General features: G+C 62.9%; 23 protein-coding genes. 7 read left to right on the forward strand and 16 right to left on the reverse strand.

Features of this window, described 5'->3' with window-relative positions:
- Positions 1–51: 51 nt before the first annotated feature.
- Positions 52–567 carry an NUDIX domain-containing protein gene (locus JQ553_RS11565; protein WP_212500059.1) on the reverse strand — a complete coding sequence of 172 codons (516 nt, stop codon included), beginning with the start codon at positions 565–567 and terminating at the stop codon, positions 52–54.
- A gap of 108 nt (positions 568–675) precedes the next feature.
- Between JQ553_RS11565 and JQ553_RS11570 the strand changes: the two genes are divergently transcribed.
- Positions 676–1,563, forward strand: coding sequence for a metallophosphoesterase (locus JQ553_RS11570; RefSeq protein ID WP_212500060.1), 888 nt, complete (start codon positions 676–678; stop codon positions 1,561–1,563).
- On the opposite strand, the gene JQ553_RS11575 is transcribed toward JQ553_RS11570, so the two are convergent.
- The 3 genes from JQ553_RS11575 to JQ553_RS11585 form a co-directional block, all read right to left on the reverse strand.
- A complete protein-coding gene (locus tag JQ553_RS11575; RefSeq protein WP_212500061.1) occupies positions 1,560–2,132 on the reverse strand; it encodes a hypothetical protein in 573 nt (190 codons plus the stop codon). The two genes, JQ553_RS11570 and JQ553_RS11575, sit on opposite strands and share 4 nt — an antisense overlap.
- 186 nt (positions 2,133–2,318) lie before the next feature.
- Positions 2,319–2,528, reverse strand: a complete 210-nt coding sequence (locus tag JQ553_RS11580; protein WP_139482122.1) for a hypothetical protein — start codon at positions 2,526–2,528, stop codon at positions 2,319–2,321.
- 54 nt (positions 2,529–2,582) lie between these two features.
- Positions 2,583–4,220 (reverse strand): isocitrate lyase, encoded by a 1,638-nt coding sequence (locus tag JQ553_RS11585; RefSeq protein ID WP_212500062.1) that lies wholly within the window; start codon positions 4,218–4,220, stop codon positions 2,583–2,585.
- Positions 4,221–4,453: 233 nt separating this feature from the next.
- Between JQ553_RS11585 and JQ553_RS11590 the strand changes: the two genes are divergently transcribed.
- The 3 genes from JQ553_RS11590 (at position 4,454) to JQ553_RS11600 (ending at position 9,135) form a co-directional block, all read left to right on the forward strand.
- Complete coding sequence (locus JQ553_RS11590) at positions 4,454–5,896, forward strand: short-chain fatty acyl-CoA regulator family protein (RefSeq protein WP_212500063.1); 1,443 nt, start codon at positions 4,454–4,456, stop codon at positions 5,894–5,896.
- Positions 5,897–6,110: 214 nt separating this feature from the next.
- The gene (locus JQ553_RS11595; protein ID WP_212500064.1) at positions 6,111–7,520 is read left to right on the forward strand and encodes a cytochrome P450; all 1,410 of its coding nucleotides are present in this window, start codon (positions 6,111–6,113) and stop codon (positions 7,518–7,520) included.
- A gap of 205 nt (positions 7,521–7,725) precedes the next feature.
- Positions 7,726–9,135, forward strand: a complete 1,410-nt coding sequence (locus JQ553_RS11600; protein ID WP_212500065.1) for a cytochrome P450 — start codon at positions 7,726–7,728, stop codon at positions 9,133–9,135.
- A 376-nt stretch (positions 9,136–9,511) separates the two neighbouring features.
- Here the strand turns inward: JQ553_RS11600 and htpX are convergent, their stop codons facing one another.
- The gene (htpX, locus tag JQ553_RS11605) at positions 9,512–10,450 is read right to left on the reverse strand and encodes a zinc metalloprotease HtpX (protein ID WP_212500368.1); all 939 of its coding nucleotides are present in this window, start codon (positions 10,448–10,450) and stop codon (positions 9,512–9,514) included.
- Positions 10,451–10,672: 222 nt separating this feature from the next.
- On the opposite strand from htpX, the gene JQ553_RS11610 reads away from it, so the two are divergent.
- The 3 genes from JQ553_RS11610 (at position 10,673) to JQ553_RS11620 (ending at position 14,076) form a co-directional block, all read left to right on the forward strand.
- Positions 10,673–12,013, forward strand: a complete 1,341-nt coding sequence (locus JQ553_RS11610) for a lytic murein transglycosylase (protein ID WP_212500066.1) — start codon at positions 10,673–10,675, stop codon at positions 12,011–12,013.
- Between the two features lie 261 nt (positions 12,014–12,274).
- Positions 12,275–12,778 carry a DUF1993 family protein gene (locus tag JQ553_RS11615; protein WP_212500067.1) on the forward strand — a complete coding sequence of 168 codons (504 nt, stop codon included), beginning with the start codon at positions 12,275–12,277 and terminating at the stop codon, positions 12,776–12,778.
- Between the two features lie 194 nt (positions 12,779–12,972).
- Positions 12,973–14,076: an alkene reductase gene (locus JQ553_RS11620; protein ID WP_212500068.1), complete on the forward strand. Its 1,104-nt coding sequence runs from the start codon at positions 12,973–12,975 to the stop codon at positions 14,074–14,076.
- Between the two features lie 61 nt (positions 14,077–14,137).
- On the opposite strand, the gene JQ553_RS11625 is transcribed toward JQ553_RS11620, so the two are convergent.
- The 11 genes from JQ553_RS11625 to JQ553_RS11675 form a co-directional block, all read right to left on the reverse strand.
- Positions 14,138–15,880, reverse strand: a complete 1,743-nt coding sequence (locus JQ553_RS11625; protein ID WP_212500369.1) for an ABC transporter substrate-binding protein — start codon at positions 15,878–15,880, stop codon at positions 14,138–14,140.
- 128 nt (positions 15,881–16,008) lie between these two features.
- A complete protein-coding gene (locus JQ553_RS11630) occupies positions 16,009–16,338 on the reverse strand; it encodes a DUF2160 domain-containing protein (protein ID WP_212500069.1) in 330 nt (109 codons plus the stop codon).
- Between the two features lie 9 nt (positions 16,339–16,347).
- Positions 16,348–17,154 carry a carbohydrate ABC transporter permease gene (locus JQ553_RS11635; RefSeq protein WP_212500070.1) on the reverse strand — a complete coding sequence of 269 codons (807 nt, stop codon included), beginning with the start codon at positions 17,152–17,154 and terminating at the stop codon, positions 16,348–16,350.
- Positions 17,154–18,128 (reverse strand): carbohydrate ABC transporter permease, encoded by a 975-nt coding sequence (locus tag JQ553_RS11640; RefSeq protein WP_212500071.1) that lies wholly within the window; start codon positions 18,126–18,128, stop codon positions 17,154–17,156. The genes JQ553_RS11635 and JQ553_RS11640 overlap by 1 nt, the downstream gene beginning before the upstream one ends.
- A complete protein-coding gene (locus JQ553_RS11645) occupies positions 18,128–19,213 on the reverse strand; it encodes an ABC transporter ATP-binding protein (protein ID WP_212500072.1) in 1,086 nt (361 codons plus the stop codon). Before JQ553_RS11645 ends, JQ553_RS11640 begins: the two co-directional genes overlap by 1 nt.
- Positions 19,214–19,225: 12 nt before the next feature.
- Positions 19,226–20,365, reverse strand: a complete 1,140-nt coding sequence (locus JQ553_RS11650) for an ABC transporter ATP-binding protein (protein ID WP_212500073.1) — start codon at positions 20,363–20,365, stop codon at positions 19,226–19,228.
- Positions 20,362–21,906: a glycerol-3-phosphate dehydrogenase gene (gene glpD, locus JQ553_RS11655; RefSeq protein WP_212500074.1), complete on the reverse strand. Its 1,545-nt coding sequence runs from the start codon at positions 21,904–21,906 to the stop codon at positions 20,362–20,364. The genes JQ553_RS11650 and glpD overlap by 4 nt, the downstream gene beginning before the upstream one ends.
- A gap of 223 nt (positions 21,907–22,129) precedes the next feature.
- Positions 22,130–22,960: a DeoR/GlpR family DNA-binding transcription regulator gene (locus tag JQ553_RS11660; RefSeq protein WP_212500075.1), complete on the reverse strand. Its 831-nt coding sequence runs from the start codon at positions 22,958–22,960 to the stop codon at positions 22,130–22,132.
- 170 nt (positions 22,961–23,130) lie between these two features.
- The gene (locus JQ553_RS11665) at positions 23,131–23,325 is read right to left on the reverse strand and encodes a hypothetical protein (RefSeq protein WP_212500370.1); all 195 of its coding nucleotides are present in this window, start codon (positions 23,323–23,325) and stop codon (positions 23,131–23,133) included.
- 213 nt (positions 23,326–23,538) lie between these two features.
- A complete protein-coding gene (locus tag JQ553_RS11670; RefSeq protein WP_212500076.1) occupies positions 23,539–23,967 on the reverse strand; it encodes an acyl-CoA thioesterase in 429 nt (142 codons plus the stop codon).
- 178 nt (positions 23,968–24,145) lie between these two features.
- Positions 24,146–26,245 carry a 3-hydroxyacyl-CoA dehydrogenase NAD-binding domain-containing protein gene (locus JQ553_RS11675; RefSeq protein WP_212500077.1) on the reverse strand — a complete coding sequence of 700 codons (2,100 nt, stop codon included), beginning with the start codon at positions 26,243–26,245 and terminating at the stop codon, positions 24,146–24,148.
- Position 26,246: the final 1 nt, after the last annotated feature.

Consider the following 26,246-nt stretch of genomic DNA (forward strand, 5'->3'; position numbering starts at 1 on the left):
CGGGGGATAGCACCTGTTCGGCGTGCGGTCCATCACTCTACCTGGCTGCATTCACCGCCACGTGGCAGGCAGCGGCTTGCCATCGAGCACCTCCGCGATCCGGAGCCGTGTGCCGGGAGTGGTGTCATCGGGCAGTGCGGACGGATCGAAAAAGCCGCAGTCCACGATCTCGCGGTTCGGCGCCGGCAGCCGGTCCTGGCGGAAATTTCTCACGACATAGACAGCGACGTGGTCGCGCGGCGAAACGTGGCTGTTGAAGAACACGCCATGCAGCAGCGGTTCGCCGGCAAGCTCAATCCGGCCCTCCTCGGCCAGCTCGCGCCGCAGCGCATCGAGGAAGCTCTCGCCGACCTCGACCCCGCCACCCGGCAGATACCAGCCATGAACATAGCTGTGCTTGACCAGGAACACCCTGTTGTGGGCGTCGAGCACGACGGCACGGACCCCGAGCGTCATGCTGCGGGCCAGCAGCCAGTAGAGATGAAAGACCCTCCGAATCTGCGGCTCGTAGCGTTTGCGTAAATCCTGCAGGACCGTCACTGAAGCCTCAACATCGTTGTGTTTCATCCTTGCGCGGAGGCACGCCGCTTGCCAATAGAGAGCAGGATTTTCGGGATAGCATGACATGACCGGGTGCCGGCCACCCATCACTGGCGATCCGAACGGGACCGAATGATGGCGGCGTTCCGCCTTGCGCATCTGTCCGATCCGCACCTGCCGCCTTTGCCGGCAACGCGGCTGCGCGATCTCGCAGGCAAACGCGCATTCGGCTACCTCAACTGGACGCGCAACCGCCACAAATACCACCGCCGCGACGTGCTCGACGCGCTTGTGTCGGACATGCGGGCTCAACAGCCGGATCATGTCGCCGTCACCGGCGATCTCGTCAATCTGGCGCTGGATGCGGAATTCAATCCGGCCCGGGAATGGCTCGAGGGCGTCGGCCGTCCTGCCGACGTGACCGTTGTTCCGGGCAATCACGATGCCTATGTGCGCGCCACGCGGCATCGCTTTGCCGGCATCTTCGCCGACTATCTGCGCGGTGATGTCGATGGCGCACCGGTTACCTTTCCGTTCGTGCGCCGGCGTGGGCCGGTGGCGCTGATCGGCGTCTCCTCGGCGGTGCCGACGCCGCCCTTGATGGCGACTGGCTGGCTCGGCCATGTGCAGCTCGCCGCTTTGGAGGCGATCCTTGGGCAATTGTCCAATGAGGACGCCTTCCGCATTCTCCTCGTGCATCACCCGCTGCACTCCGACGGACGCGCCAAGCGGCTGACCGACTCGCACCAGCTGTGCGGCCTGCTACAGCAGCATGGTGTCGAGCTGGTCCTGCACGGCCACGACCACATTCATTCGACGATGTGGTTCGACGGCCCCGACCGCAAGATCCCCGCGATCGGCGTGCCCTCGGCCTCGGCGCTGGCGCGCAAGCACTATCCGGCCGCGGCCTACAATTTGTTTTCGATCGAGCGCGACGGCAATGCCTGGCGTTGCGAGCAGATCGTGCGCGGCCTGGATGGCGATCGGCGCATCGCGCAGCTCTCCGCAACGCGGCTTCTCTAGAAATTCCTCAAGCTGGCGAACAGCGCGAGCCCGAACAGCGCCAGCGCCCCCACGATGAAGCCGAACACGAACATGCCGAAACCGCCGCGGCGCCTGGGCGCGACCGGCACAGGCGGCGGCTCCGTCGCCTTCGGCTCCACGATCGGGGTCGCCACCATCGCATGTTCGCGCTCGATCAGCCGGCGCGCGATATAATCGGTGACGGCATCGACGATCACGGGCACGTCGTGCGATTCGGCGAGCACGACACGGCCAAAGCGGGTGTCCTGCACGAAGCGGTAGATCCGCTTGTCGCGGCCCATCAGGACGTGCGCGACCACGTCGATCCACAGCCGCGGCGTCTCGCCCTGGCTGATGCCGCGGTCGAACAGATCGACCTTCTCGGGCACCTGCGCAAACAGCGGATCGAGCGCGTCGTTGAGAATTTCGAGACGCGCCACCTCGGCATCGCGCAGTTCGACGACGACGCCGGTCCGGTCGGCCGCCTCGATCCGCGCCCGGCGCAAGGCATCACGCAGCGTCGGCCGCATCTCGCGCGCCTCACTGCCGGTGTTCTGCGGATCTGACATCGGTCACGGCCTCGACTAGGTTTTTCCGCCGCTAACCTATCAGCAACCATGATTTGCGCAAAGGGCGTTGGTTCTCAAGGACTTGTTTGAGCGAGAAGTCCAACGTCCCGGAATCGGACGGCCTCACCCGGATGCACCGGATGAGGCCGCCCGTCCCTGGACGTTTCTTGATTGAGATGGCAGCGGTCAGGCCGAGACCCGCGACGGCTCCTCCACGATGGAGAAACGTACGCCGGCCTTGTGGCGGTTCTCTTCCGAAACCTCGCGCCAGCAGTCCTCTGCTTCCTTGCGGGTCTTGAAGGGGCCTTTGACCTGGGCGGAGCCTTCCACGAGCTTGTGGAAGTTCATCGAACCGAACTCGCCGCCGATCACCCAGAAGTTGCTGCCTTTGGTCATTATCAGTCTCCTCTAATCAATCGGGCCGCTGTTATTCAGCCGCCAATTCCACCGTTAGCCGAACTGGTTCATCGTGTTGTGGACGCCGCCCGCCTTCAGGGCAGCCTCGCCGGCGAAGTACTCCTTGTGATCGTCGCCGATGTCGGACCCGGCCATGTTCTGATGCTTCACGCAGGCGATGCCCTGACGGATCTCGGCGCGCTGGACGTTCTTCACATAGCCAAGCATGCCCTGCTCGCCGAAGTACTCCCTCGCGAGATTGTCGGTCGACAACGCCGCCGTGTGATAGGTCGGCAGCGTGATCAGATGGTGGAAGATACCGGCGCGCTTTGCCGAATCGGCCTGGAAGGTACGGATACGCTCGTCGGCTTCCTTCGCCAGCGGCGTGTCGTCGTATTCCGCCTTCATCAGCTCGGCGCGGTTGTACTTGCTGACGTCTTGGCCGGCTTCCTTCATCGCGTCGTAGACCTGCCAACGGAAGTTGAGCGTCCAGTTGAACGACGGCGAGTTGTTGTACGCCAGCTTCGCGTTCGGGACCACCTTGCGGATACGGTCGACCATCTTGGCGATCTGCTCGATATGCGGCTTCTCGGTCTCGATCCACAGCAGGTCGGCGCCGTTCTGCAGCGAGGTGATGCAGTCGAGCACGCAGCGATCTTCGCCGGTCCCGGGACGGAACTGGTAGAGGTTGCTGGGCAGCCGCTTCGGTCGCATCATCTTGCCGTTCTGGTTGATGATGACATCGCCGTTCCTTGCATTGGCGGCCGTGACTTCCTCGCAATCGAGGAAGCTGTTGTACTGGTCGCCGATGTCGCCGGGCTTGTGGCTCACGGCGATCTGCTGCGTGAGGCCGGCGCCGAGCGAGTCGGTGCGGGTCACGACGACGCCGTCTTCGACGCCGAGTTCGAGGAACGCGTGGCGGCAGGCACGGATCTTCGCCAGAAAGACGTCATGCGGCACCGTCACCTTACCGTCCTGGTGACCGCACTGCTTCTCGTCCGAGACCTGATTTTCGATCTGCAGGGCGCATGCGCCCGCCTCGATCATCTTCTTGGCGAGCAGGTAAGTCGCCTCCGCGTTGCCGAAGCCGGCGTCGATGTCGGCGATCACGGGCACGACATGGGTCTGGAAGTTGTCGATCTTCTCGATCAGCTCCTTCTCCTTCGCTTTGTCGCCTTCCTTGCGGGCGGCGTCGAGCGCGCGGAAGATATCGTTCAGCTCGCGTGAATCGGCCTGGCGGAGGAAAGTGTAGAGCTCTTCGATCAGCGCCGGCACCGACGTCTTCTCGTGCATCGATTGATCGGGAAGCGGTCCGAATTCCGAACGCAGCGCGGCGATCATCCAGCCGGACAGGTAGAGGTAACGACGATCGGTCGTGCCGAAATGCTTCTTGACCGAGACCAGTTTCTGCTGGGCGATGAAGCCATGCCAGCAGCCGAGCGACTGGGTGTACTTGGTGGGATCGCCATCATAGGCCGCCATGTCGGCGCGCATCAGCGCCGCAGTGTAGCGGGCGATGTCGAGGCCGGTCTTGAAGCGGTTCTGCAGGCGCATGCGCGCCACGGCTTCGGCGGTCACGCCGTTCCAGGTCTCCTTGGTCTTGAGGAGCGCTTCAGCCGCCTCAATCTCGCTCTGATACGAAGCCGGCCCCTGGATGCCCTGCTCGCTGATCCCGCGCGGTTGGAAGTTCATGTCCGTGATCCTTTCGGTGACGACGAATCTGCAGCGTTTAAGATCTCGTCTTCGTCACTCTTCTCTCAATCGACATTCTTGACAGTGCATTGCAAAATGCATTCAGGAGCTAAACGCTAAAAAATGAAGTTCGTACAGATAGCTTGCTTTTGAATGGTGATGTCTTGTAACATGCTGACTTGTAATAAATGTAACTTAGTAAATTTTGTCACAAATAGGTCAAGAAGGCTGCCATGCCGGCCGACTCCGGAAAAAAACTGTTCGTCGGGCCGCGCTTTCGGCGGATCCGTCAGCAATTAGGGCTGTCGCAGACCCAGATCGCCGAGGGCCTCGGCATCTCGCCGAGCTACGTCAACCTAATCGAGCGCAATCAGCGCCCGGTGACGGCACAAATCCTGCTGCGGCTCGCCGAAACCTACGACCTCGATCTGCGCGATCTTGCCACTGCCGACGAGGACCGCTTCTTCGCGGAACTCAACGAGATCTTCTCCGATCCGCTGTTCCGCCAGATCGACTTGCCGAAGCAGGAACTGCGCGACCTCGCCGAGCTATGCCCCGGCGTCACCCACGCGCTGCAGCGCCTCTACGCCGCCTACACCGAGGCGCGTCGCGGCGAGACCATGGCGGCCGCGCAGATGGCCAATCGCGAGGGCTCGCAGTTCGAGGCCAACCCGATCGAGCGGGTACGCGACCTGATCGAGGCGAACCGCAACTATTTCCCGGAGCTCGAAACCGCCGCGGAAACCCTCCGCGACGAGATCAACGCGCCGGCCGAAGGCCTGTTCGCGGCGCTTGCCGCGCGATTGCGTGAAAAACATTCGATCGTCACCCGCATCATGCCAGTCGACGTGATGCGCGAGACACTGCGCCGCTTCGACCGCCATCGCCGGCAGCTTCTGCTCTCCGAGCTCGTCGACGGCCCCGGCCGCAGCTTTCAGCTTGCGCTGCAGCTCGGTTTTGCCGAATGCGGCGCCAGCATCGATGCCATCGTCAGCCGAGCCGGCCCGCTCGACGACACCGCGCGCAGGCTCTATCGCATCACGCTCGCCAATTATTTCGCCGCCGCCGCGATGATGCCCTATCAGGCGTTCCATACCGCCGCGGAGGCGTTGAGCTACGACGTGCATGTGCTGGCGCAGCGCTTCAATTCGGGCTTCGAGCAGGTCTGTCATCGCCTCACTACACTGCAACGGCCGAACGCGCGCGGCGTGCCGTTCTTCATGCTGCGCGTCGACAACGCCGGCAATGTCTCCAAGCGATTCTCCTCCGGCACATTCCCATTTTCCAAGTTCGGCGGCACCTGCCCGCTCTGGAACGTCCATTCCACCTTCGACACGCCGGACCGCTTGCTCCAACAGGTGATCGAGCTACCCGACGGCACGCGCTACTTCTCGATCGCGCAGATGGTGCGCCGCCCGGTAGCGCCGCATCCGCAGCCGCAGCCGCGCTTTGCGATCGGCTTGGGCTGTGAAATCCGCCACGCCTCAAAACTCGTCTACGCCAGCGGCATTGATCTCGAGAAGGTTGAGGGCACCCCGATCGGCGTCAACTGCCGGCTCTGCGAGCGAGAAAACTGCAGCCAGCGCGCCGAGCCGCCAATCACGCGGAGCCTGATCCTGGACGAGAACACCCGGCGGCTGTCGTCCTTTGCGTTCTCGAATGCGCGGGAGCTGTAACTCTATCCCCTCCGAGGAAGCGGCAACGCACAGACACATATTCAGCGGAAGAAGTTGTTGGCAATTCTTGGAGCACTCCAGAATAATCCCAAGCCCACATTCACCACAAAGTGCCTCACCATTGGATCACGACTAATTGCTGCTGCTGGCAATTGCTACTTGGGGGGAGAGTCAAGATACAGGCCAGACTGCCGATCCGCAAATGGAGTCGAGAATGGCCGCTTCGATGACTGCCGTTCGCAGCCTGTCAGATTTGCCATCTCCGCGAGCGCTTCCGTTCCTTGGCAATGCACTTCAGCTGGATCCGTCGCGTCTGCATTTGATTCTTGAGGAATGGGCCAAGAAATTTGGCTCCATCTTCACTATCGGCCTCGGCCCAAAACGGGTTCTCGTGTGCTCCGACACCGACCTGCTACAAACCGCGTTACGTGAACGTCCGGCGCGCTACCGGCGCTTTTCAACGATTGAATCCGCCTCCAAGGAGATAAACCTCAATGGACTGGTCTCGGTCGAGGGCGAGGGCTGGGCGCCGCAGCGTCGGTTGGTAATGCAGGCAATGGCGTCAAAAACCTTCAGCGCGTTTTTCCCTGTTCTGAGGGATATCACCGGACGCCTGCACAAGAGGTGGCAGCATTCGGCCAAGACTGGTGAGGTTGTGGACGTGACGCAGGAGCTGCTCCGCTTTACCGTGGACGTGGCCACCGCGCTGGTGCTTGGCGAAGACTCAAATACGATCGAAGAGCGCGGCAACGTGATTCAGGCGCACTTTGCGGAAATATTGCCGGGGGCCGTGAAGCGCGCCAACGCGCCGGTGCCGTTGTGGCGATACTTCAAGCTGCCGAGCGATCGACGATTCGACCGCGCAGTCGCGGCTATGCATCGCGACATCGAATCGCTGATTGAGCGTTCAAGACGGCGCATGCGCGAACAACCGGACGAAAAATCCCGCAATTGGCTGGAAGCGATGCTGGCCACGGCGAGTCTTCCCGATTCCGGCATTACGGAAGAGGTCATCGCGGCTAACGTCATGACCCTGCTGATGGCCAGCGAAAACACGATGTCGCATTCGCTGGCATGGGCCACGTACTTCATCGCCCAGGATGCGGGCCTGCAGTCGAGGCTGCATCTGACAGCCATGGATGCACTGGGATCGTCGCCCGTGTGCCCTGAATTCGAAGACATCAAGAAACTGGATCTCTTTGAATTCGTGACGCTGGAAGCGTCGCGCTTCAAGCCGGTAACGCCGATGATATACCTGGAGCCGGTCGTGGATGTCGTACTCGGCGATGTCGCATTGCCGGCGGGCACGCCGCTTTTCTTCATCCTGCGGCCGTCGATGCTGGACGGCACGCACTTTGGCCGCCCTGACGAATTCCTGCCCGAACGCTGGTCCGCCGGACATCCGGTGCAACCCCACCAAGCCAGGGCCTATGTCCAATTCGGCGCCGGCCCGCGCGTTTGTCCCGGCCGCTCTTTGGCGGCGGTCGAGATGCGCCTCGTACTGTCGATGCTGGCCCGCAATTTCTCGATGGAGCTGGCAGCCAACCTCGACACCATCAAGGAAGTGCAGGGCTTCACCATGATGCCGAGCTCGTTGCCGGTGCGGCTTGAAGCATTGCATTGAAGGACCTGTCGCTCATATGAGTCACCAGGATCGATCGACGTCCTGAGTGCGTTTAGCGTGCGGCGTGGACGCACCGCATCCGGCATTCACCACAAAGTGCGTCACAACTGGAGGCGCATCACGACTAATTGCTGCTGCTGGCAATTGCTACTTGGGGGAGAGCCGGGATACAGGCCAGGCTGCCGGTCCGCAAATGGAGTCGAGGATGGCCGCTTCGATGACTGCCGTTCGCAGCTTGTCAGATTTGCCATCTCCGCGAGGGCTTCCGCTCCTTGGCAACGCACTTCAGCTGGATCTGTCGCGTCTGCATTTGATTCTTGAGGAATGGACCAGGGAATTTGGCTCCATCTTCACTATCGGCCTCGGCCCAAAACGGGTTCTCGTGTGCTCCGACACCGACCTGATGCAAACCGCGTTGCGCGAACGTCCGGCGCGCTACCGGCGCTTTTCAGCGATCGAATCCGTCTCCGAAGAGATCAACCTCAATGGGTTGTTTTCGGTCGAGGGCGAAGGCTGGGTGCCGCAGCGTCGGTTAGTGATGCAGGCAATGGCGTCAAAACCTCTCAGCGCGCTTTTCCCCGTCCTGAGGGATGCCACCGGACGCCTGCACAAGAGGTGGCAGCATTCGGCCAAGACCGGTGAGGTTGTGGACGTGACGCAGGATCTGCTCCGCTTTACCGTGGACGTCGCCACCGCGCTGGTGCTTGGCGAAGACCCGAATACGATCGGAGAGAGCCCCGACGTGATCCAGACGCAGTTGGCGGAGATAGTGCCGGTAACCGTGAAGCGCGTCAACGCGCCAGTGCCGTTGTGGCGATACTTCAAGCTGCCGAGCGATCGACGATTCGACCGCGCGGTCGCGGCTGTGCATCGCGACATCGAATCGCTGATTGAGCGCTCAAGACGGCGCATGCGCGAACAACCGAACGAAAAATCCCGCAACTGGCTGGAAGCGATGCTGGCCACGGCGAGTCTTCCCGATTCCGGAATTACGGACGAGGTCATCGCGGCTAACGTCATGACCCTGCTGCTGGCCAGCGAAAACACCACGGCGCACTCGCTGGCATGGGCCACCTACTTCATCGCCCAGGATGCGAGCCTGCAGTCGAGGCTGCGTCTGACAGCCACTGATGCACTCGGAACGTCGCCCTTGTGCCCTGAATTCGAAGACATCAAGAAACTGGATCTCTTTGAATTCGTGACGCTGGAAGCGTCGCGCTTCAAGCCGGTAGCCCCCATGATGTACCTGGAGCCGGTCGTGGATGTCGTGCTCGGCGATGTCGCTTTGCCGGCGGGCACGCCACTTTTCTTCATGCTACGGCCGTCAATGCTGGACGGCACGCACTTTGGCCGGCCTGACGAATTCCTGCCTGAACGATGGTCCGCCGGACATCCGGTGCAACCCCATCAAGCCAGGGCTTATGCCCAATTCGGCGCAGGCCCGCGCGTTTGTCCCGGCCGCTCCTTGGCGGCGGTCGAAATGCGCCTGGTACTGTCGATGCTGGCCCGCAATTTCTCGATGGAGCTGGCAGCCAGCCTCGACACCATCAAGGAAGTGCCGGGCTTCACCATGATGCCGAGCTCGTTGCCGGTGCGGCTTGAAGCATTGTATTGAAGGAGTTGCTCGCCAACATGAGCACGGGGGCGACGACGCCCTGAGTGCGCTAAGCCCCTATAGCGTCTTCGAGCGAAGTGACCACCGATTCGCGTGAAGAAAGCGTCTAAACAAGAATCTGGAGCTCGGGTTCTGATTCAATCAGAACCGACAATGCTGTAGACGGTGGAGAGCGGGTTGCAATCGCGCCGGCGCCACACTGCGGTGCGCCTCAATTCAACTCCAGGTCATCACGCCCTGGCGATTGGCGCGCCATAGCCGGCGATCATCGCGCTGAAAGACATGCTCGAGCAGGTGGCCGACATCAAGGAGCGGCACAAGCGGCCGGCGGTGCGGTCGAACGTGCACATGCACGCTACGTCCGCCTGATATTGCGTCAGCCCCACGGGCCGCGCGTCCCCGATGCGCCACCCCACGGGCTGCGCGGCGGATAGCCGGTCGTCGCCGGGCTGGCGACGCCGCCCTGCGCGCCGAGCTCGGCCGCAAGCTGCTGCAGGGCCGCGATGCGGTTGGCGGTCGAGGGGTGGGTGGCGAACAGATTGTCGACGCCGTGGCCTGACAGCGGGTTGATGATGAACATGTGCGCGGTCGCAGGATTGCGCTCTGCCTCCATGTTCGGAAGCTGGTGCGCGGCGTTCTCGATTTTTGACAGAGCGGAGGCGAGCCACATCGGCTGGCCGCAGATGCGCGCCCCAAGATTGTCGGCGGCGTATTCGCGGGTGCGGCTGATCGCCATCTGCACCAACATCGCGCCGAATGGCGCCAGGATCATCATGGCGATGGTGCCGATGATGCCCGGACCGCTGTTGTTGTTGCGGTGGCCGCCGAAGAACATGCCGAACTGTGCCAGCATCGAGATCGCGCCGGCGATCGTCGCGGTGATCGTCATCAACAGCGTGTCGTGATTTCTGATGTGCGCGAGCTCGTGCGCGATCACGCCGGCGAGCTCCTCGCGGCTGAGCTGCTGCATGATGCCCACCGTAACGGCGACCGCAGCGTTCTGCGGATTGCGGCCGGTCGCGAACGCATTGGGCTGCGCCTCGTCGATCAGGAAAACCCGCGGCATCGGTATTCCGACGCGCGAAGCGAGTTCGGCGACGAGATCGTAGAGCTCCGGCGCCGACTGGCGATCGACTTCATGGGCGCCATACATCGAGAGCACCATGCGGTCGGAATTCCAGTAGGCGAACAGATTCGTGGCAGCCGCGATGACCAGCGCGATTACAGCGCCGGTCCCGCCGCCGATGAGGTAGCCGACACCCATGAACAGCGCGGTGAGGCCGGCAAGCAGAAGTGCGGTGCGGAAATAGTTCATGGCGATGCCCTCTGGCCAGCCGTAATACTGCCACGACTTGCGCGGTTGAGGTAGGGATTTGGCCACCTGCGCCGCAAGGGGAATACCTGCGTCGCGGCGACGCGCGGACAAATTGTCTCTGCTTCCGGAACTGCCGGACGCCTTGATAACAGCGGCTATTGCGCCACGGCGGGCCGGTGTATGGAAGGAGCAAGCCCTCCCATTCTTCAGCCGGTGACATCGATGCCAGCACCTTTATCCCGCGCCACTACGTTTGCCGCAGCAATCACCGCATCGCTGGCCGTCTCGACCGCTGCACCGGCGCAGCAGCCGCTTCCAGCTCCCGCAGCGCCCACGTCTGCCAAGCCGCGGCCGGCCACCGTACCATCGTCGCGGGCTGCGTCCTGCCACAACGGCCAGACGTTTGATCGCTTCCTCGCTGAGCTCAAGAGCCAGGCGATCACCGCCGGCGTCTCGCGGAGCACGATCGCCGAGGCCTCACCTTATCTCGTCTACGACCAGGGCATCGTCAACCGCGACCGCGGGCAACGCGTGTTCGGCCAGATATTCACCCAGTTCGCGGGCCGCATGGCTGCAACCTACCGGATGCAGCAAGGCCAGCAGCACATCAGAACCTATGCAGCGGCGTTCGCGCGCGCCGAGAAGGAATACGGCGTTCCGCCGGCCGTGATCGCCGCGTTCTGGGGACTGGAGAGCGATTTCGGCGCCAACTTGGGCAATCTGCCAACGCTGAAATCACTGGTGTCGCTCGCCTATGATTGCCGTCGCTCGGAGATGTTCCAGGGCGAGACTATCGCCGCGCTGAAGATCATCGACCGCGGCGATCTCACGGCCGCCGAGATGGTCGGCTCATGGGCCGGCGAGCTCGGACAAACGCAATTCCTGCCGACGCATTACTTCAACTATGCCGTGGACTACGATGGCGACGGTCGTCGCGACCTGCTGCGCAGCGGGCCCGACATGATCGCCTCGACCGCGAACTATATCGCCAACGGATTGAAGTGGCGGCGCGGCGAGCCGTGGCTGCAGGAAGTGCGGGTACCGCAGAGCGTGGGCTTCCCATGGGACCAGGCCGATCTCACCATCAAGCTGCCGCGCGCGAAATGGGGTTCGCTCGGTGTGACCTATCCCGACGGCAAGCCGCTCGCCAACGACGACATGCCGGCCTCGCTGCTGCTGCCGATGGGCCGCACCGGACCCGCGTTTCTCGCCTACGCCAATTTCGCCGCCTATACCGAGTGGAATAACTCGCTGATCTATTCGACCACGGCGGGTTATCTTGCGAACCGCATCGCGGGCGCGCCGCCGATGCTGCGCCCCTCGGCGCCGGTCGCGCAACTACCGTTCAACGAGATCAAGGAGCTGCAGGGGCTGCTCGTGCGTGCGGGCTTCAATGTCGGCAAGGTCGACGGCGTACTGGGGCAGGCGAGCCGCAGCGCGGTGAAAGCGATGCAGATGAAACATGGCCTGCCGGCGGATTCCTGGCCGACCGCTGAGTTGCTGGCGCGGATGCGCGGCGTGCGCGCGCAGCCCGCAGAGGCGGCGATGCCAGGGATGCGCTGAGAAACTGCCGCATGCCCGATCAGCCGATGGCGCGATGTGTGCGAAGCTCGCGCACCGAGATGACGGCATAGTCGATCGCCCGGATGAGGGCCGAGCCGGGGCGCTTCTTCGGTAAGGTCACCACGGCTCTCTCACTGCCGCGACGGAGCGGCAGCAGTTCACCAAGTTGTGCAGCAGCCCCTTCAGGGTTTTGTTTTTCCTGTCACCGCCCATGTGCAGTATTGGCGCTCGGCACATTCCAGCTCAAGAAAAGACCATCACATGTCCTTCAGCGACGCCATCGTCCCCGCTTGCCTGCACATGCTCAACAGCCTCATCGGCCTGCTCACCAAGGCGGAGGCGCATTGCAAAGCCAGGAAGATTCAGCCGGAGGTGCTGTTGGCCTCGCGGCTCTATCCGGACATGATGCCGCTGTCGAAGCAGATACAGCTCGTCTGTGACATCGCGTCCATGGGTTGCGCGCGGCTGACGCACAGCGAAGTGCCCTCGACGCCGGACACCGAGAAAACGTTCGGCGAATTGCAGCAGCGGCTGGCAAAGACCATCGACTACGTGAAATCGTTCAAACCGGAGCAGTTCGGAGGCGCCGATGCCAGGGACATTACCTTCCCGGTCGGCCCGAACCGCAACGTCACGTTGAATGGCCAGCTATTCGTCAGCACGTTCCTGTTCCCGAACTTCTATTTCCACGCCGCCACCGCCCACGGCATCCTGCGCCACAACGGCGTCGAAATCGGCAAGCTCGATTTCCTCGGCATGAACTGACGCACGACGGCGTCATTCCTCCACGGCAGCAGAGATCGGGAGACGTCTCTGCTGCATCTGCCCGTTTTTTGAACATTTCTTGCTCCGCCGACCGTGGGCGCAGCTCCGCTGCGGAGCGCGAATGACTCCGCCATTGCGCTTGTCGTGGCGATGCACAATTCTTGCGTATTCGTCATTGTCTGGAATGTCCCCACATGAGCCAACCGACCAAACTCTTCGAGCCCTTCAAGCTTGGATCTCTGACGCTGCCGAACCGTCTGGTGATGGCGCCGTTGACGCGCAACCGCGCGGTGCCGCCCGCTATGGTGCCGAGCCTGCTTGCCGTAGATTATTACGGCCAGCGCGCCTCCGCGGGCCTCTTGATCACCGAAGCGAGCCAGGTTTCGCAGCAGGGACAGGGCTATCAGGACACGCCGGGCATCTACTCCGGGGAACAGGTTGAAGGCTGGCGGCGGGTGACCGACCGCGTGCATGAGCGCGGCGGGCGCATCTTCATCCAGATCTGGCATGTCGGCCGCATCTCGCACACCTCGCTCCAGCCCGGCGGGGGCAAGCCGGTCGCACCATCCGCGATCCGCGCCAAGGGCAAGACCTTTGTAAATGGCGCCTTCACCGACATCTCCGAACCGCGCGAGCTCGATCTGTCTGAAATTCCGGGCATCATCGATGATTTCAAGCGGGGTGCCGCAAACGCGCTCGCCGCGGGCTTCGACGGCGTCGAGATCCACGGCGCCAACGGCTATTTGCTCGATCAGTTTGCCAAGGACGGCACCAACAAGCGGACCGATGCGTATGGCGGCTCGATCGAGAACCGCGCAAGGCTGATGCTGGAAGTGTCCAAGGCCGTCGCTGCCGAAGCCGGCGCCGAGCGCACCGGCATCCGCATCTCGCCGGTAACACCTGCCAACGACATCTCCGACAGCGATCCGCAACCGCTGTTCGACTACGTCGCCGATGGGCTGAACGCGCTAAAGCTCACCTATCTCCATGTCGTCGAGGGCGCGACCGGCGGCCCGCGCGACATTGCGCCGTTCGACTATGCAAGCTTGCGCAAGCGCTTCAAGCAGGCCTATGTGGCGAACAACGGCTATGACTTCGCCCTCGCCACCGAGGTGCTCGAAGCCGGCGCCGCCGACCTGATCGCGTTCGGCAAGCCGTTCATTTCGAACCCCGACCTCGTCGAGCGGCTGAAGAAGGGCGCAGCCCTCAACGAATGGGACAAGGCGACATTCTACGGCGGCGGCGCGAAGGGCTACACCGACTATCCGACGCTGAAGGCCACCGAGGCGGTGGAATAAGGAAAAAAGGCCGGGATCGCTCCCGGCCTTTTGTCTGTTTCGGATGGCCTGGGCGTCAGGCTTACTTCGCCTCTGCCCGCTTGGGCGGGGTGGCCGGCCACGACTTGATCAGCGTGTCGTAGTCGACGGTCTCGCCCTTCGGCTTCTCGTTCGCGAGCTTGCGCTGCGGAGCGATAGTGCCGTCCTTCTCGACCTTGGCGAACCAGTGCTCGGCGGTGTCTTTCTTGTTGAGCTTCGGGCCGCAGGCGCCCTGTACGCCGGACTTCTCGAGACGCTCGAGCACCGAGTCCTGAGCGGCCGCGAGTGCATCCATCGCCTGCTGCGGCGTCTTGGTACCTGACGACGCATCGCCGATGTTCTGCCACCACAGCTGCGCGAGCTTCGGATAGTCGGGCACGTTGTTGCCGGTCGGGGTCCACTGCACGCGTGCGGGCGAGCGGTAGAACTCGATCAGGCCGCCGAGCTTCGGCGCACGCTCGGTGAACGACTTGTCCCAGATGTCGGATTCACGAATGAAGGTGAGACCGACATGGCTCTTCTTCAAGCTGACCGACTTGGAGACGATGAACTGCAGATAGAGCCAGGCCGCCTTGCGGCGATCCGCTGGTGTCGACTTCAGCAACGTCGCCGAGCCGGCGTCCTGGTAGCCGAGCTTCATGCCCTCCTTCCAGTACGAGCCGTGCGGCGACGGGGCCATGCGCCACTTCGGCGTGCCGTCGGCATTCACGACCGCGATGCCGGGCTTCACCATGTCGGCGGTGAAGGCGGTGTACCAGAAGATCTGCTGGGCGATGTTACCCTGCGCCGGAACGGGCCCCGCTTCGGAGAAAGTCATGCCTTGCGCCTGCGGCGGGGCATACTTCTTCAGCCACTCGAGATATTTGGTGATCGAGTAGACCGCGGCCGGGCCATTGGTGTCGCCACCGCGCTCGACTGACGAGCCGACCGGACGGCAACCTTCCATGCGGATGCCCCATTCGTCGACCGGCAGGCCATTCGGGATGCCCTTGTCGCCGTTGCCAGCCATCGACAGCCACGCGTCGGTGAAGCGCCAGCCGAGCGAGGGATCCTTCTTGCCATAGTCCATGTGGCCATAGACCTTGACGCCGTTGATCTCCTTGATGTCGTTGGTGAAGAACTCGGCGATGTCCTCGTAGGCCGACCAGTTCACGGGCACGCCGAGTTCATAGCCATACTTAGCCTTGAACTTGGCCTTGTATTCCGGGTTGGTGAACCAGTCGTAGCGGAACCAGTACAGGTTTGCGAACTGCTGGTCCGGCAATTGATACAGCTTCTTGTCCGGACCCGTCGTAAACGACTTGCCGATGAAGTCGTTGACGTCGAGCATCGGGTCGGTGACGTCCTTGCCCTCGCCCGTCATGTAGTCCGACAGGATCACGGTCTGGCCGTAGCGGAAGTGGGTGCCGATCAGGTCGGAGTCGTTGATCCAGCCGTCATAGACGTTCTTGCCTGACTGCATCTGGGTCTGCAGCTTCTCGACGACGTCGCCTTCCTGGATCAAGTCGTGCTTGAGCTTGATGCCAGTGATCTCCGAGAACGCCTTGGCGAGCGTCTGCGACTCATATTCGTGCGTCGTGATGGTCTCCGACACGACGTTGATTTCCATGCCCTTGAAGGGTTCGGCGGCCTTTGCGAACCACTCCAGCTCCTTCTTCTGGTCTTCCTTGGACAGCGTCGAGGGTTGGAATTCCGCGATCCACTTCTGGATCACGGCATCGTCGGCGGCGCGAACCGGCGCAGAGACGGCCACAGACACCGCAACGAGCGCAGCGGCGCTGGACATGGCCAGAAAGCTATTCTTGGTCAATGGACCTTTCCTTCTCCTAAACTGTCGCATGTTGTTCCTCCGTTGCAGCGACAAACTTTTAACAGGCCCGGGTTTGTTCCCGGATCTGGTCTTCTTCGCGAGCTTCAGACCGTGCGAAAAATGAGCACGGCCGTGGCAAGCGAAATTCCGGTTGCGAGCCACAGGCTCGAGACTTCAAAGCCCTCCTGCCCGATCGGCAGGGTTGCTATCGGGTCGGTACCGACGATGCCGATCCACAGCAGATGGATCACGGCGGCGAGCACCAGCGAAATGAACAGGCGGTCACCGCGCGTCGTCGGAATTCGCAGCACGCCGACCCGCTCGGCCTCGGGATAGACCGCCGCAAGCCAGGTCATGACCGCGAGCGTGCAGGCAAGAGCAGCGAAGAAGATCGCGGTTGGCAGCGTCCAGGCCATCCAAGCAATGGATTCCATAAACCCCTCCTACACCCGGCCGAGCGCGAAGCCGCGCGCGATGTAGTTGCGAACGAACCAGATCACGAGCGCGCCCGGAATGATGGTGAGTACGCCGGCGGCCGCGAGCAACCCCCAGTCCATGCCGGCCGCGGAAACCGTGCGCGTCATGATCGCCGCGATCGGCTTTGCCTGGACCGAGGTCAGCGTGCGCGCGAGCAGGAGCTCGACCCAGGAGAACATGAAGCAGAAGAAGGCCGCGACGCCGATACCGCTCGCGATCAGGGGCACCAGGATCTTGATGAAGAAGCGCGGAAAGGAATAGCCGTCGAGGAACGCGGTCTCGTCGATTTCGCGCGGCACGCCGGATACGAACCCTTCGAGGATCCAGACCGCCAGCGGCACGTTGAAGATGCAGTGCGCGAGCGCGACCGCCCAGGGCGTATCGAACAGGCCGATCGCCGAATAGAGGTTGAAGAATGGCAGCGCATACACCGCCGCCGGCGCCATGCGGTTCGAGAGCAGCCAGAAGAACAGGTGCTTGTCGCCGAGGAAGCGGTAACGCGAGAACGCGTAGGCCGCCGGCAGCGCCACCGAGATCGAGATGACGGTGTTGAGGACGACATATTCCAGCGAATTGATGTAGCCCGAATACCAGCTCTCATCGGTGAAGATGCGCCGGTAGTGCTGCAGCGTCGGCGTGTGGGGCCACAGCGTCATCGTCGAGACGATCTCGCTGTTGGTCTTGAAGCTCATGTTGACGAGCCAGTAGATCGGCAGCAGCAGGAAGATCAAGAACAGCGCCATGATGACGCGGCGGCCGGGAATCGAGTGCATCAGGCCACTCCTTCCTTCGGTTTGAGCACGCCCACAGGCTTGAGGCCGGCCGCTGGCTTGGGCTCGAGGGCCGCCTCGCTTTCCGGTGCCGCCTTACGCTCGGCTCCGGCATTGGTCATCACGGTGTAGAACACCCAGCACACGATCAGGATGATGAGGTTGTAGACCAGCGACAACGCCGCGGCCTTGCCGAGGTCGAACTGGCCGAGCGCGATCTTGACGAGCTCGATCGAGACGAAGGTCGTCGAGTTGCCCGGGCCGCCGCCGGTCACGACGAACGGCTCGGTGTAGATCATGAAACTGTCCATGAAGCGCAGCAGCACAGCGATCAGCAGCACGCGGTTCATCTTGGGCAGCTGGATGGCGCGGAATACCGCCCAGCGCGAGGCGCCGTCGATCTGCGCCGCCTGATAATAGGCATCGGGGATCGATTTGAGGCCGGCATAGCAGAGCAGCGCGACAAGGCTGGTCCAGTGCCAGACGTCCATGACGATCACGGTGACCCAGGCGTCGAAATCGTTGGAGACGTAATTATAGTCGATGCCGAGGGAGTTGAGCGTGTAGCCGAGCAGGCCGATGTCGGGGCGGCCGAAAATCTGCCAGATCGTGCCGACCACGTTCCACGGAATCAGCAGGGGCAGCGCCAGGATGACGAGGCAGGCCGCGACGCTCCAGCCCTCGCGCGGCATCGACAGCGCGACCACGATGCCGAGCGGGACTTGGATGGTGAGGATGATCGCGGAGAACAACAGATTCCGACCGAGCGAAGCCAGGAAGCGGCCGCCAAGATCGGTCGAGGGATCGAGCAATTCCTTGAACCAGCCGACGCCGTTCCAGAAGAACTGGTTGTTGCCGAAGGTGTCCTGCATCGAGTAATTCACGACGGTCATCAGCGGCAGAATCGCTGAGAACGCGACCACCAGGAACACCGGCAGCACCAGGAACCAGGCTTTCTGGTTGACGATCTTGTCCATCAGGCGCCCCCCTCGACCAAATGGCTGTCCGCATAGACGTGGACATGCGCCGGATCGAAGATCAGGCCCGCGCTGTTGCCTGAAGCCGTGAAGCCCGGCGGCACCCGCGCGGCGAACTTGGCGTCGCCGACGCGGACGCGCGCAAACTGGATGCGGCCGAGATCGTCGATTCGTTCGATCGTGGCCGACAGCAGGCCCGGCGTGGGCGGGGAAACGTCGACGAATTCCGGCCGCACGCCGATCTCGATCTTCTTGCCGGCCGGCAGCACGCCATAATTGCGGCGCAGGCTGATCACATGGCCGTCGATCCGCGCCTCGCGTCCGCTCACCTCCGCGGGCACGATGTTCATGCCGGGCGAGCCGATGAAATAGCCGACAAAGGTATGCGCGGGCTTGTCGAACAGCTCGGCCGGAGTGCCGCTTTGCACCACGCGGCCGTCATGCATGACGACGACGGTGTCCGCGAAGGTCAGCGCTTCGGTCTGGTCGTGAGTGACGTAGATCATCGTGAGGTCGAGCTCACGATGCAGCGCCTTCAGCTTCGAGCGGAGTTGCCATTTCAGCTCGGGATCGATCACCGTGAGCGGCTCGTCGAACAGCACCGCGGCGACGTCGGAGCGCACGAGACCACGGCCGAGCGAGATCTTCTGCTTGGCGTCCGCCGTCAGCCGCGTCGCCTTGCGCTTGAGATAGGGCGTGAGGTCGAGCAGGTCGGCGATCTGCCTGACGCGCGCTTCAACCTCCGCCTTCGGCACACCGCGGTTGTTGAGCGGGAAGGCAAGGTTCTGCCCGACCGTCATGGTGTCGTAGATCACCGGGAACTGGAATACCTGCGCGATGTTACGCTTTTGGGTCGAGAGCGGGGTGATGTCCTTGCCGTTGAACAGGATCTTGCCGCGCGACGGGGTCACGATGCCCGAGATCAGGTTGAGCAGCGTGGTCTTGCCGCAGCCGGATGGCCCAAGCAACGCGTAGGCACCGCCCTGCCGCCAGGTCATCGTCACCGGCTTCAGCGCGAAGGATTCGGGCGGCGCGGCGTTGCCGCCGTAGGAGTGCGCAAGGTCGACGAGGTCAATGCGGGCCATCGAGCATCTCCCTCATTTGCTGCTCGTTCTTGACGCGTTTTCTTCGCGCGAACCGCGACGCACTTCGCCTGAAAGCGCTGTTTCCGGCGAAGCGACGAGGCGCTCTGCCACATCGAACACAAAAAGATTGTCGGGATCGAGCGCGGCGTCGAGGACCTGCCCGGGCTCATATTCGTGCACGCCGTGCAGCACGGCGACCCAGTTCGCGCCGGCGCGATGCAGATGCACAAAGCTTTCCGAACCGGTGATCTCGGTCACCGTCACGGTGGCGGAAAATTTGTGGTGGCTGGCCGCACTGTTGCCGACCTCGAGCTGATGTGCGCGGAAGCCGACGCGGTAGGTGCCGTCGGCCAGATTGGCATAGAGGCCGGTCGCGGGAGCCAATTCGCCACCTGAATAGAGCACCTGCCCGCCCCTCTTCTCGATGCCGACGATGTTGAGCGGCGGATCGGAGAACACCTGAGCCACCCGCAGCGTATCCGGATGGCGGTAGACCGTGGAGGTGTTGCCGGCCTGCAGGGCGCGGCCCTCCCACATGCAGACGGTATTGCCGCCGAGCAGCAGGGCCTCCGACGGCTCGGTCGTGGCATAAACGAAGATCGCACCCGACGCCTCGAAGATGCGCGGCAGCTCGGCGCGCAGTTCCTCGCGAAGCTTGTAGTCGAGATTGGCGAGCGGCTCGTCCAGCAGCACGAGGTCGGCGCCCTTGACCAGCGCGCGCGCGATCGCGGTGCGCTGCTGCTGGCCGCCGGAAAGCTGCAGCGGCGTTCGCTTCAGAAACGGCTCGAGCCGCAGCAGGCTCGCTGCTTCGATCACCCGCTTCTCGATCATTTCGCGCGGCTTGCCCTGTACGCGCAAGGGCGATGCGATGTTCTCATAGACCGTCAGCGAGGGGTAGTTGATGAACTGCTGATAGACCATTGCGACCGAGCGTTGGCGCACGTCGGCTCCCGTGACGTCCTTGCCGTCGACCAGCACGCGGCCAGTCGTCGGCTTGTCGAGACCGGCAAGCAGCCGCATGATCGAGGTCTTGCCCGACAACGTCGGCCCGAGCAGCACGCTGAGCGTACCGCGCTCAAGCGTCAGCGAGACGTCGCGAATGGTCGGAACACCATCCACGGTTCGCATGACGTTTTGCAGCGTGACGCTCATGTACGTCCTCCCGCTTCGCGGAGGGAACGTTCGCCGGAAGCGCGATTGGCGGCCATCCACTCGTCGAGCGCGTCGATTTCGGTCGCCGACATCCGAAGACCCAGCTTGGAACGCCGCCAGACGACGTCCTCTGCGGTTTGGGCCCATTCGTTCGCCATCAGGTACCTGACTTCGCTCTCCGTCAAGGTAGCGCCAAAGGAACGGCCGAGATCGACTGCTGATTTCGCATTGCCGAGCAATTTTGTCGCACGCGTGCCGTAAGCATGCGCCAGCCGGCTGGCATGCGCGGGGCTGAGGAATGGATAGGTTCTCGCAAGCTCGGCGGCCAGCGCCGCGACCGCCGAAACGTCCATGTCGCCGCCGGGCAGTGGCGCCCTGCCAGTCCAACCTTCGCGCGCCTTGGAACTGCGCAAATACGGCTCAAGCCGCTCCAGCGCCTCTTCGGAAAGCCGGCGGTAGGTCGTGATCTTGCCGCCATAGATCGAGAGCAGCGGCGCACCGCCGGGCGTGTCGAGCTCGAACACGTAGTCGCGGGTTGCGGCCTTGGCCTCGCTTGCGCCATCGTCATAGAGTGGGCGGACGCCCGAATAATTCCAGACCACGTCCTCCGGCTTCACTTGCTTGGCGAGATATTCGCTTGCGGAGGCGCAGAGATACTGAATCTCCTCCTTGGTCGCCTTCACTTTGGCCGGGTCGCCCTCATAGTCGCGGTCGGTGGTGCCGATCAGCGTGAAATCGTCCTGATAGGGGATGACGAAGATGATGCGGCCGTCCGCGTTCTGAAAGATGTAGGCGCGGTCGTGGTCGTAGAGCTTCTTCACCACGATGTGCGAGCCCTGCACCAGCCGCACCTTCGCGCGCGCATTCACGCCCGCGCCTGACGCCAGCACTTCCTCGACCCACGGACCACCTGCATTGACCAGTGCGCGAGCCTTGATAGTGCTGCGCGTGCCGCTGGCGCGGTCTTCGACCGTAACATGCCAGATGCCGTCGGTCTGCCTGATCTCGACTGCGCGGGCGCGCGTGCGGATGTCGGCGCCGTGGTCGGCCGCATCGCGCGCGGTCAGCACGACGAGCCGGGCGTCATCGACGAAGCAGTCGGAATATTCGAAACCCTTGGTGTAGCGGTTCGCGATCAGCGGTCTCCCAACCTCATCACGCGTCAGATCGACAGAGCGCGTCGCGGGCAACAGATTGCGGCCGCCGATATGGTCGTAAAGCAGCAGCCCGAGCCGCAGCAGCCAGGCCGGACGAAGGCCAGCATGATGCGGCAAAACGAAACGCAGGGGACGGATGATGTGAGGAGCGATCTGCCACAGGATCTCCCGTTCGATCAGCGCCTCCCGCACAAGACGGAATTCATAATATTCGAGATAGCGCAGGCCGCCATGCACGAGCTTCGTCGACCAGGACGACGTCCCGCTCGCCAAATCATTCATTTCACAGAGGAAAACAGCATTTCCCCGACCCGCCGCGTCGCGCGCGATGCCGCAGCCGTTAACGCCGCCTCCGATGATGGCGAGGTCGTAAATCCGATCCAACGAACGCTTCCCCCGACAAACCGCCTTCGCTTCGGCGGTTTTACTTTCGAATTCGATTAGATCACAACCGAAAACGAAAGCAAACCGAAAATGGAACTTTCATGGGTCTTTTTGGTGGCGGCGCGAGACGGCGTGGTCGGCCTCATTCTTGGAGGCGTGCGCGCTCCTCAGGATGGAGAAAGAGTCGCGGAATGGGAAATAGCGAAGCGGCGTTTTGCGATCGTTACACGCTGCGCAGCGTAACCGGGACCGGTTCGGGGCCGTTGTCGTCGATATCGGCCTGTGGCTTTTCCATCGCGACGACGACTTCAATGCCGCGTGAATGACAGATGTTGGCGAGGCCCGCGGGCAGCGGGGAGTCGGTGACAAAGGTCTGGATCTGGCTGATATGCGCGATCCGCACCGGTGCACTGCGACGGAGCTTTGTCGAATCGGAAACCAGCATCACGTTGCGCGCATTGGCGATGATCGCCTGCGCCACCTGCACCTCGCGATAGTCGAAGTCGAGCAGAGCGCCCTCTTCATCGATCGCCGATGCGCCGATGATAGCGTAATCCACCTTGAACTGGCCGATCAGTTGCGTCGCCGTCGAGCCGACCACGGCGCCGTCGGCCCGGCGCACGGTGCCGCCGGCGACCACGACCTCGATGCGCGGATGACGGTACAGCAGCATCGCGACATTGAGGTTGTTGGTGATGACGAGCAGATCCTCATGCGAGGTCAGCGCGCTCGCGACCTCTTCCGTCGTGGTTCCGATATTAATGAACAGCGAGCAGCCGTTCGGAATCCGCGCAGCTGCCGCGGCGCCGATCGCCTTCTTCTCCTCCGCCGCGACGAAGCGGCGCGCCTCATAGGCAAGATTTTCCACGCCGGAGGCGATGATCGCGCCGCCATGGATGCGGGTCAGCGCGCGCTGGTCGCAAAGATCGTTGAGATCCTTCCGGATGGTCTGCGCAGACACCTCGAATCGCTTGGCCAGGTCCTCCACCACGACGCGGCCGAATGCGCGCGCGATGTTGAGAATCTCTGTCTGGCGGTGGGACAGTCCGGCCACGGCGGCATCCTCGGGACGAGCAAGTTTCCCATGGTGATGCCGTTCGGCACGGAGGTCAACGAGAAGGCCGGATTAAAAGTTAACGCTGCGAATGCTCACGCGCCGTTCTGCGAGCCATCCGGCCGGCACAAGTCGCCGGATGGCAGCCTACTCGCAGCGGAGCGAAGCGTTTATGACGCCATCGGCAGGGTATCGTCGTTGGCGAGGCGCCGCGCCGCCCGCTCGGCTTCGCGTGCATTGCGAAAAACCTGGCCTTCAAGCCGGTTGAAACGGTGCGAAGCAGCAAAGAACTGGTAACCGCGTGCATCTCGCACCACGATGCCCGCGGTCTGCGAACTCACCTCGATGATGTAGCTATCGGACATTGCCCAACCTCGATTTCTTTTCGGGCCGACAACGGGATCGGCGGCGGATTGTTCCTCCGCCTGCTCCGGTCGTGATGCCCCGCAGGATGCGGGGATATCCAGGACGGACGCCACAACACCTCGGTTGTGATCGACGCGTCGCCGGATAGTTGGGTCACGTTCGCAGATGATCGAGTCAATGTTGGGGCCGACCATCGCGGCGAAGCGCCGCAATTAAGTCGCGATCGATTGGCCGTTGCGCTGGATTGGCTGCGGATGGCCCTGTTCGTCGATGGACACGTAGGTGAAATCGCCATCGGTAACCAGCATCTGCTGCAGCCGCTCCTTGCGCCGCAGCACCCAGGCTTCGAGGTGAACAGTAATCGAGGTGCGGCCGATGCGCACCAGATTGGCATGCACCGAGAGGACATCGCCAACGTAGACCGGCTTTCGGAACGTCATCGCCTCGATGGCGACCGTCACCGTACGGGAGTTCGCGACCTTGGAGGCGAACACGCCGCCGCCGAGATCCATCTGGCTCAACAGCCAGCCGCCGAAGATATCGCCATTGGCATTGGTGTCGGCCGGCATCGCCAGCGCGCGGATGCAGAGATCGCCGCGCGGCTCGGCATCGGCGTCAACGGGGGCGTGAGCGTCTGTCATATCAAGTCCTCGATACTCGCGCGGACTCTGGATAGAGACCGCTCCGACTACGTGTGTAGCGGTTTTCCGGAAAGACCATGCTCACATAAAAGACAGAGCGCGATGATGATTCATCCTCATCTCATCGTGCTTCGGGAACAATCAAAAAAGGAATTGAGACGACAGATGAGGAGCACGATTATTGCGTCAGATTTTGCCAGCCGGCGTCGGGCGTAAAACGGCCGCCGAACTTTCGCACGAGCGCCTGCAACGCCGACACCACATTGTCGACGCCGCGGGTTCGTGCATAGTGCAGCGGGCCGCCGCGGAACGGAGCATAGCCGGTTCCGAAGATCATGGCGCCGTCGACCGCGTCAGCGTTGTCGACGATGCCTTCGCGCAAGGCTGCGACGCAGACATTCGACATCGGCAGCACCAGTCGGTCGATCATCTCGTCCGTCACCCGCGGGCCGGTTTCCGGCAACGGCGCCTTCACCGCCTTGCCGTCCTTCCAGGTGTAAAAGCCCTTGCCGGTCTTGCGGCCGAGCTCACCCTTGCCGACTTTCTCGCGCAGCCACGCCGGCGTCGGCGGCAGGCTATCGCCGAATTTCGAGCGCAGCATGTCGCCGACATCGAGGCAGATGTCGAGGCCGACCTGATCGGCGAGTTCGATCGGCCCCATCGGCATGCCGAACTCCTCCGCGGCGGCGTCGATCAGGCGTTGGTCGGTCTTCTCGTCCAGCATCACCATCGCCTCCAGCATGTAGGGCGTCAGCGCGCGGTTGACGAGGAAGCCGGGCGAGCTCTTCACCGGCAGCGGCAGCCGGTCGATCGCGCCGACAAAGGCCAATGCTTGCCTTAGAAGATCAGCGCTGGTGCTGTCATGGCTGACGACCTCGACGAGTTGCAGCCGCGATACCGGGTTGAAGAAATGCAGCCCGAGCAGCCGTTCGGGTGTCGCAAGCGTGGTGCGCAGATCCTGTAGCGGGATGCTCGAGGTGTTGGTCGCCAGAATCGCGCCGGGCTTCATCCTGGCCTCGAGACCGGCATAGACCTTCTGCTTCAGCTCGAGCTTTTCCGGCACGGCCTCGATGATGAGATCGGCGTTGCGGACGCCCTCGCCGTCCATGTCCGGGATCAGCCGGTCGAGCGCGTCGCGAACATCGATGCGCTTGCGCATGATCTTGCCGAACAGGTCGGCGGCGCGCTTCATCGCACCGGCGATCGGCTCGGCCTTCATGTCGGCAAGCGTCACCCGCATATCCTGGTTGGCGCACCAGGCGGCGATATCGCCGCCCATCGCGCCGGCGCCGATGACATGGACATGCCGGACCCTGTTGTCCGGACCGGCAAGCTTCTTCATCTGCTCACGCAGGAAGAACACCCGGATCAGGTTCTGCGCCGTCGGCGTCACCATCAGATTGGCGAACGACGTCTTCTCGGCATTGAGCATCGCCGAGCGGTTGCCGGCATGTTTTTCCCAGAGATCGATCAGTGCATAGGGCGCCGGATAATGCGCGCGCGGCGCCGCCTTTTGGGTCTCGCTGCGCATGCGGGAGGCGAGCAGGCCCCTGACAGGCCCGAGATTGAGCATCGCATTGAGTGCACCGGGCCTCGCGCGCTTGAGCCGGCCGAACACGGCGTCCTTCACCGCGTTGCGGACATGTCGCTCCTGCGTGACGGCATCGACCAGGCCGAGCGACTTGGCGCGGCGCGCATCGATGGTCTTGCCGGTCAGCATCAGCGTCATCGCCTGCATCGGATTGACAAGCTCGGTGAAGCGCACGGTGCCGCCGAGGCCCGGATGCAGGCCGAGCATCACCTCGGGAAAGCCGAACCGCGCATCGTCGATTGCAATCCGCATCTGACAGGCCAGCGCGACCTCGAGGCCGCCGCCGAGGCAGAAACCGTGGATGACGGCGACCGACGGCACGCGCAGCGCTTCGAGCCGGTCGATGATGGCATGCGCGCGGCCAATCGCTGTCTCAACCATGTTCGGATCGCTGGCGCCGCGGAATTCATTGACGTCAGCCCCGGCGATGAAGCCGCTCTTCTTCGCCGAGCGGATCACAAGGCCGGTCGGCCGCCTCGCCTCCAGCGCCGTGACGATGGCGTCGAGCTCTTCGAGCAGATCGGCCGACAGCGTGTTGGCGCTGGCGCCTGCACGGTCGAACAGGAGCCAGGCAATGCCGTCCTCGTCGCGCGTCAGCCTGAAGTTCTTGTAGGGGTTTTCCGCGGCCGGCTTCGGGCCGAGCTCGAGCACACGATCGCCCAGGACGTCCATGATCCTTGAATCCATG

The sequence above is a fragment of the Bradyrhizobium lablabi genome (assembly GCF_018131005.1).
In the GTDB taxonomy this organism is placed as follows: domain Bacteria; phylum Pseudomonadota; class Alphaproteobacteria; order Rhizobiales; family Xanthobacteraceae; genus Bradyrhizobium; species Bradyrhizobium lablabi_D.

Excerpts from the sequence above, each read along its gene's own strand:
- htpX (WP_212500368.1), bottom strand. The coding sequence starts at position 10,450 with ATGAACTATTTCCGCACCGCACTTCTGCTTGCCGGCCTCACCGCGCTG.
- JQ553_RS11640 (WP_212500071.1), bottom strand. The coding sequence starts at position 18,128 with ATGGACAAGATCGTCAACCAGAAAGCCTGGTTCCTGGTGCTGCCGGTG.
- JQ553_RS11665 (WP_212500370.1), bottom strand. The coding sequence starts at position 23,325 with ATGTCCGATAGCTACATCATCGAGGTGAGTTCGCAGACCGCGGGCATC.
- JQ553_RS11585 (WP_212500062.1), bottom strand. The coding sequence starts at position 4,220 with ATGAACTTCCAACCGCGCGGGATCAGCGAGCAGGGCATCCAGGGGCCG.
- JQ553_RS11600 (WP_212500065.1), top strand. The coding sequence starts at position 7,726 with ATGGCCGCTTCGATGACTGCCGTTCGCAGCTTGTCAGATTTGCCATCT.
- JQ553_RS11675 (WP_212500077.1), bottom strand. The coding sequence starts at position 26,245 with ATGGATTCAAGGATCATGGACGTCCTGGGCGATCGTGTGCTCGAGCTC.
- JQ553_RS11615 (WP_212500067.1), top strand. The coding sequence starts at position 12,275 with ATGTCCTTCAGCGACGCCATCGTCCCCGCTTGCCTGCACATGCTCAAC.
- JQ553_RS11625 (WP_212500369.1), bottom strand. The coding sequence starts at position 15,880 with ATGTCCAGCGCCGCTGCGCTCGTTGCGGTGTCTGTGGCCGTCTCTGCG.
- JQ553_RS11630 (WP_212500069.1), bottom strand. The coding sequence starts at position 16,338 with ATGGAATCCATTGCTTGGATGGCCTGGACGCTGCCAACCGCGATCTTC.
- JQ553_RS11580 (WP_139482122.1), bottom strand. The coding sequence starts at position 2,528 with ATGACCAAAGGCAGCAACTTCTGGGTGATCGGCGGCGAGTTCGGTTCG.
- JQ553_RS11650 (WP_212500073.1), bottom strand. The coding sequence starts at position 20,365 with ATGAGCGTCACGCTGCAAAACGTCATGCGAACCGTGGATGGTGTTCCG.
- JQ553_RS11570 (WP_212500060.1), top strand. The coding sequence starts at position 676 with ATGGCGGCGTTCCGCCTTGCGCATCTGTCCGATCCGCACCTGCCGCCT.
- JQ553_RS11645 (WP_212500072.1), bottom strand. The coding sequence starts at position 19,213 with ATGGCCCGCATTGACCTCGTCGACCTTGCGCACTCCTACGGCGGCAAC.
- JQ553_RS11670 (WP_212500076.1), bottom strand. The coding sequence starts at position 23,967 with ATGACAGACGCTCACGCCCCCGTTGACGCCGATGCCGAGCCGCGCGGC.
- JQ553_RS11635 (WP_212500070.1), bottom strand. The coding sequence starts at position 17,154 with ATGCACTCGATTCCCGGCCGCCGCGTCATCATGGCGCTGTTCTTGATC.
- JQ553_RS11620 (WP_212500068.1), top strand. The coding sequence starts at position 12,973 with ATGAGCCAACCGACCAAACTCTTCGAGCCCTTCAAGCTTGGATCTCTG.
- JQ553_RS11575 (WP_212500061.1), bottom strand. The coding sequence starts at position 2,132 with ATGTCAGATCCGCAGAACACCGGCAGTGAGGCGCGCGAGATGCGGCCG.
- JQ553_RS11610 (WP_212500066.1), top strand. The coding sequence starts at position 10,673 with ATGCCAGCACCTTTATCCCGCGCCACTACGTTTGCCGCAGCAATCACC.
- JQ553_RS11590 (WP_212500063.1), top strand. The coding sequence starts at position 4,454 with ATGCCGGCCGACTCCGGAAAAAAACTGTTCGTCGGGCCGCGCTTTCGG.
- JQ553_RS11565 (WP_212500059.1), bottom strand. The coding sequence starts at position 567 with ATGAAACACAACGATGTTGAGGCTTCAGTGACGGTCCTGCAGGATTTA.
- JQ553_RS11595 (WP_212500064.1), top strand. The coding sequence starts at position 6,111 with ATGGCCGCTTCGATGACTGCCGTTCGCAGCCTGTCAGATTTGCCATCT.